The 1839-nt window shown below is 45.7% G+C and carries 1 protein-coding gene; it reads right to left on the bottom strand.

Features of this window, described 5'->3' with window-relative positions:
* Positions 1-68: 68 nt before the first annotated feature.
* The gene (locus tag N5O98_RS27090; RefSeq protein WP_004312012.1) at positions 69-1724 is read right to left on the bottom strand and encodes an IS1182 family transposase; all 1656 of its coding nucleotides are present in this window, start codon (positions 1722-1724) and stop codon (positions 69-71) included.
* Positions 1725-1839 lie beyond the last annotated feature (115 nt).

Here is a 1839-nt window from a genome sequence, read left to right on the forward strand (position 1 = left end):
GGAGGTGTGTCGTAATGCACGATGCACCTCTTTTTTTGTTCATCACTATACAAATCTGTTCACTTTCTTTAAGCTGCGATCTTTTGAAGATTTCTTTGATTTATGTGTTCCCAGCATCTAAAAACAGCAGTTGTAAGCTCATAAAACAGTCTAATCAGCCAGTTCATACCCTTTTTTGTCAGTTTTGCACACATCTTTTTTATATTGAAGGCAATGGCTAGGAAGGCAAAGTCCATGAAGACCTTGTCCTTTCCAAAATGTCGGAAACGTTTGTAGTTCATATTGTTTTTAATTTGTCCGAACACGGCTTCCGGTTCTATGCATCTCTGCCCTCTGTGTTTCAGTCCTTTCTCAGAGCAGAGCAGTTCTTTGGCTCTCCGCTTGTATTGTCTAAGCCTATGATTCAGTTCTATCGTCCTGTTTCCTTTTGCTTTAAAACAGCGGCATCGCAGGGGACAGCCTTCACACCTGACAGCTCTGTACCGTGCATTTTCGTTGACATATCCGGATGCGGTTTTCACATTCCTGGTGCCTATCCTCCGCATCCTTTGCCCCATAGGGCAGATGCAGAAGTCATGTTCTTCATTGTAGTAGAAGTTTTCGGCCTTGAACGGGTCCGGTTTGAATCTCGGCCGCTGCTCCATGTGGAAATAGTTGTACTTTACGTAGGCTTCCATGCCGTTTTCGGACATGAAGCGGTAATTCTCTTCGGAGCCATAGCCGGAATCAGCAACCACCGTATGGGCCATCCGGTCATACCTGTTTGAAAAAGATTGCAGGAAAGGAATCAGGGTCAGTGTATCCGTAGGGTTCGGGAAGAGTGCAAAATCGGTGATGAACTGATTTTCGGTGCCGATTTGAAGGTTGTAACCGGGCTTCGTCTGTCCGTTGCGCATGGCATCCTCCTTCATTCTCATAAAAGTAGCGTCCTTGTCCGTCTTGGAATAGGAATTCCTCTCTTGCAGCGTTTCCAGATGGCAGTCGTATTCCTGCAGTTTGTCCCTGTGTTCTTCCAGTTCCTTCAACTGTTTGCGTTTCTTTTTCAGTTCAGTCTTTTCCTCTTTCGCGGATGGCTCGGAAACCTGTTCCAGTGCATGACGCAATTCTCCTGCCATTTCAGTCAGCATGGCCGGAGTGAACCCAACCTCCTCATTGTTCTCTGATGACTTCTCCCGGGCAATGACATCGTCTATCTGCCCTAACAGGACATGTATCTTCTTCATCAGGCGTTCACGGTTCCGCTCAACCGTTTTTCGCCAGACGAAAGTGTACTTGTTGGCTTTGGATTCGATCTTTGTCCCGTCAATGTATTCCACATTCAGGCTGATGAAGCCTTTGGAAGAGAGAAGAACTACGGTTTGCGTAAACACCTCGTTGATTTCCTTCTTCACCCGGTTGCGGAAACGGTTGATGGTAATGAAATCCGGTTTCTCATATCCGGCCAGCCAGATATAATGGATGTCACGGTGAAGGAGCTTTTCAATTTTCCGGCAGGAGTAGATGTTGTTCATATAGGCATACAGAATGACCTTGAGCATCATCCTGGGGTGGTAAGGGCTGCGCCCGCATTCCTTATACAGCTTTCTGAAACTTTCAAGATTCAAGCCCTCAACCAGGGCGTCAACCATGCGCACCGGATCGTTTTCTGCAATATCCTCATCAATTCTTTGAGGAAAAAGAACGGTTTGGTTGGGATTGTAAGGACGAAAATGTATCTTTGTCATAGTGAAATTCTTATGCCTAAAGATACAAAATCTTTAGGTAATAACAAAGCCCCAGCTTGTGAAAGTCGGGGCTTTGTGCGTAAAAAACAGAAGGTGTGCATTTTGACACACCTTC

The sequence above is a fragment of the Bacteroides sp. LFL-34 genome (genome assembly GCF_027257075.1).
GTDB classification, from domain to species: domain Bacteria; phylum Bacteroidota; class Bacteroidia; order Bacteroidales; family Bacteroidaceae; genus Bacteroides; species Bacteroides ovatus.

Excerpts from the sequence above, each read along its gene's own strand:
- N5O98_RS27090 (WP_004312012.1), bottom strand. The coding sequence starts at position 1,724 with ATGACAAAGATACATTTTCGTCCTTACAATCCCAACCAAACCGTTCTT.